The sequence below is a fragment of the Arthrobacter sp. 2YAF22_2 genome (assembly GCF_052114645.1).
Taxonomy (GTDB): domain Bacteria; phylum Actinomycetota; class Actinomycetes; order Actinomycetales; family Micrococcaceae; genus Arthrobacter.
Genome location: NZ_JBFRFD010000400.1, coordinates 1 through 3535 on the forward strand (window position 1 = coordinate 1; position 3535 = coordinate 3535).

Here is a 3535-nt window from a genome sequence, read left to right on the forward strand (position 1 = left end):
AATATCTCCAGAGCCTCCTGCACTTCTCCACTTGCTTCGGGCGCAGCTGACGAACCTCTGAGTGGGGCATAAGTCATCTCCCGAGCGCGCCATAATTTTGACTCAGCAAGAAGCATCTTTCGGAGCGTGGCAAGGGTGGAGACCGGCCGATTCGCACTAAGTGCAGAGTCATAAGGCAGCGGCGTCTTAGGGCCTGCAAGCGCCAGGAATGTAGATAGAGCACCCCAATCCCGATCCAGCGCCTTTTTTAACCCCTCATCCATATGAGCCGGATCAAAGAGCGGGTGCGTAGGCGCGACGCGGTTCAATTGTGGATCGCTTAAATATTTGACTAGCGGATCCACTGCAGACGTGCGCCAAGCTTCGTCTACCCAACTTGGGATGAACAGCGGATGAGGTGTGAAGCCAGAACGTCGTCCCCTCGACAGGTAGTGCCTGCATGCATCTCTGCGCGAGTCGAATTTGCCGTCAACCTGAACTTCGTACCACTCTTGGTCAAAAATACGAGAGGCCAGGATCATCGCGGTCGCAGATTCCAAAGGTATAGTAGACGTGGTCGAGTTCGACCCCACCTCCCCCTTTGAAGCCTTTTTTCTGCCACCGGACTCAGCCGGAAGACCGCCGTTAGATGCCGGTTTTGGCACCGCCACGTTCGTTAGAGCTTTGGTCGTCTTTCCGCGCTCAATTCGCTTCTCCACTTGTCTTGAGACTGAAAATATTCTTTTGCTGAGCACATGGCGCGACTGAACAACGATCATTATAAGAATGGCCTGCATGAGACCAAAACATACTACTGCAATAGACCACTGAGAACTGAAAGCGGCAACAGAAAGAATCAAGGATAGACCAGCAACTATAGCTAGCAGCTGAACGCGAACCCCGCCAGCTTTACCAAGTTTGAGCAGTACCTTCATGCGATTCAACGAGATATTTCCTGACTATTTCGGGACTGCAATGGACGAGACATCGAAACCAATTCGGGATCATGGCCGTAGCCTATTCCCGAATCCCTTAGTTCCTGAGCGGATGTCGGTAGATTTATTTCCCCAGGCCTAAAGGGGTAAAGTCGGCGAGTATCGTCCAAGAACGCTCGGACACCCAAAAAATCATCCGGCATCGCCCGCTCACATTCGGAGAGTAAATGCGCCGCACCAAGTTCATACGGATCAAATCGAAGTACGTCGAATTTCAATATGGGCATACGGGCGCCGTCCAAAATCCTATCCGCGAATGCAATTGCTGGATTCCAGTTGCGACCGTGAACACCATCGGGCGCAAGTTCAAAAACGGTTTTGTCCGGATACTTCAGCGAGACCCGGTGCCGGAGGTGCCATTCCCAGCGAGATCTGGCGAGCGCCTCTTCCTGAAGAGAAGGAACAAAGTATGCACCGGCTTTGAAGCCGGCAGAACGGACTGCGGTGGTCAAACCTATTTCATACGCGCTTATAACCTTGAAGCGATCAGAAACGGGGACCATGTCGCCCCAAAAGCTTCTGAACGACTTGGATTTCGAGACAGAGGACGTGAAGGTAAAAAAGAAACTCTGAGCGTGCGTGCTGTGGCGTTCAGAAAGCGTCAATCCTGCAAAATCTGCGCTGGAACAGTTTTCGCTCTCCAGTATAGCCTCCAAAGGAACTAAAGGACCAACGAAGCTATCGTTGACAATTAGGACTCGGTCAAAATCGGCATAGTCGTCAACCGTATCGAGACCCCATTTGTAACTGAAAAAGTCGTATCCGAAATTATCGCGCTCAATATATGTAACCGACTTCGGGAGTTTGTCCAAATATTCGCTCTGAAGCCCCGATGTTGAAACCAGCACCATTTGGTCAGCGGCCTCGGAATACATTAAAATCGAATTTAACGTATGTCTTCTCAGTACACGCTTCACATCGTAATGTGCCATGATAACAAGTAAGGTCATTTTTCATCTCTCAATAAGTGACGGAGAGCCCGAGGTTCGCCCTTGGTTCTCGTTGAGGCCATATCAAAGTAGCTCTGATAACTCGGCAACCTGCCTGGCGGTTCAAACCAGGAAGCGCTGCCTTCGAATTGCGGCGGGGGCACAAATCCATCCCATTGGTTTATGCAGTTTCGCAGAAAGACTTCGTCGCCAGCTGACCATGTGTGGGCCATGACGCCGGGCACCGGAGATCTCCGATGCATCAAGTAGTTTTGGCCGTGTATTCGATAAACGCGTTCACCGCTCGCAAGTACAGCGTCTATCAGGCCGCGATCAACAGCAGATCTGGTTGCTCTCCATCCCCCGACTTCCTGGAGAAGTTCTTTTGAAAGGAGTATCGTCCCCCCGGCCACGTGCTCGGTGAAGCATTCCTTCTCAAATCCTCGTTGAGTAGTTAAGTCGGCGGACTCTATATACGTGAATTCAACAGGTGCACCCACAAGACCGGCACCAGAATACGACTTTCCGAGCAACAGGTCCTCGATGTGATGAGGGGCGTACCAGTCATCGTCATCCATCTTTGAGATGAAACGTCCACCCGCCGCCCGGGTAAGCCCATTGAGGACGGAACCCAGCGAGCATTCCTCAGAAAACAGAATGAGTTTAGCCTCGAATCGGAACTTCTCGAGCATCCGGACTACCTCCGTGTCTGGCTCAGTGTGTCCGTGCAAGCCTATTATCACTTCAATTTCTGTCGCTGACTGATTCTCGATCTGCTGCAGAATACGCGGTAACAGTTGGGGCCGGCGGGTCGCGAGTATGATGCTAACGGACTCGTCCGTGACAAGTGGCGTTGAAAAAGTGTTGATCCAACGCTTCGCGGGCGAGAATCCCCTAAGACCCGCCCTTCGGCAGTTGATGGAGAACGACTCACGCTCGAGGTCGCTGTGAAAGGTCCGATTTCCAAGTGACTGAAGTTCGGCCATCAATTCAGTTCCTAGCAGTTCCGACATCTCGGATGCAAGGTTGGCGAGCAACATGGGAACCCCGGCGACCGCCAGTTGAGAAATGACACGTGCAACGCGGAAATTGGTCTCCGTTATGTTCCCATGGTCGATTTCCACTGATTCAAACTGCCTTAGGAGGGCCAAAATGTTTTCATCCAGGTCGTCAAACCGCGTTATAGAGGTCCCATGGTGAGAAGTCAGCGTCCAACTTCCATTTTTGGGCATGGCTGTAAGACGCGCGGTTCCCGCCGTGGGCGCTGCTAGGAACCCACAAGGCGACATCAAAGCTGTATCAACTGGAGGCAGGATCGCGGTTGCGTCCTGCCGGTCTGTCCATCCCTGAGCTATGTGATCGTTGGCAACGACGGCGCCATTGGAAGCGATTCCCACGTCCACGGAATTGACCGGCTCAGAAGCCAGGATCGAATCAGTACCTCCGAGCCAGCGTGCCAGAGGATCGCCAGCCGCCCATAGAGCGTCTTTCCGAGTCGCGACCCCCAATCTCAAACCCCGGAGTGGTAAGGGAGTCGCCCTATTTTGCGGCGTCGCTAATTTCACGAGCAGGCTGTGGACCTTTGCAGGACTGCTCGAGGTCCATGTAACCAATAGTCCAGGGGCCGAGCCC

3 protein-coding genes are annotated in these 3535 nt (G+C 52.8%); all 3 read right to left on the reverse strand.

Annotated features, from left to right (window positions below; all coding sequences use genetic code 11):
- On the reverse strand, window positions 1-914 hold a 914-nt coding region (locus tag AB4Y86_RS14760), incomplete at its 3' end, for a hypothetical protein (protein WP_441402949.1).
- A 5-nt stretch (window positions 915-919) separates the two neighbouring features.
- Complete coding sequence (locus AB4Y86_RS14765) at window positions 920-1924, reverse strand: rhamnan synthesis F family protein (protein WP_441402950.1); 1005 nt, start codon at window positions 1922-1924, stop codon at window positions 920-922.
- Window positions 1921-3027, reverse strand: coding sequence for a glycosyltransferase family 2 protein (locus AB4Y86_RS14770; RefSeq protein WP_441402951.1), 1107 nt, complete (start codon window positions 3025-3027; stop codon window positions 1921-1923). The genes AB4Y86_RS14765 and AB4Y86_RS14770 overlap by 4 nt, the downstream gene beginning before the upstream one ends.
- Window positions 3028-3535: the final 508 nt, after the last annotated feature.

Coding starts and splice junctions, on each gene's coding strand:
- AB4Y86_RS14765 (WP_441402950.1), bottom strand. CDS start 1,924: ATGACCTTACTTGTTATCATGGCACATTACGATGTGAAGCGTGTACTG.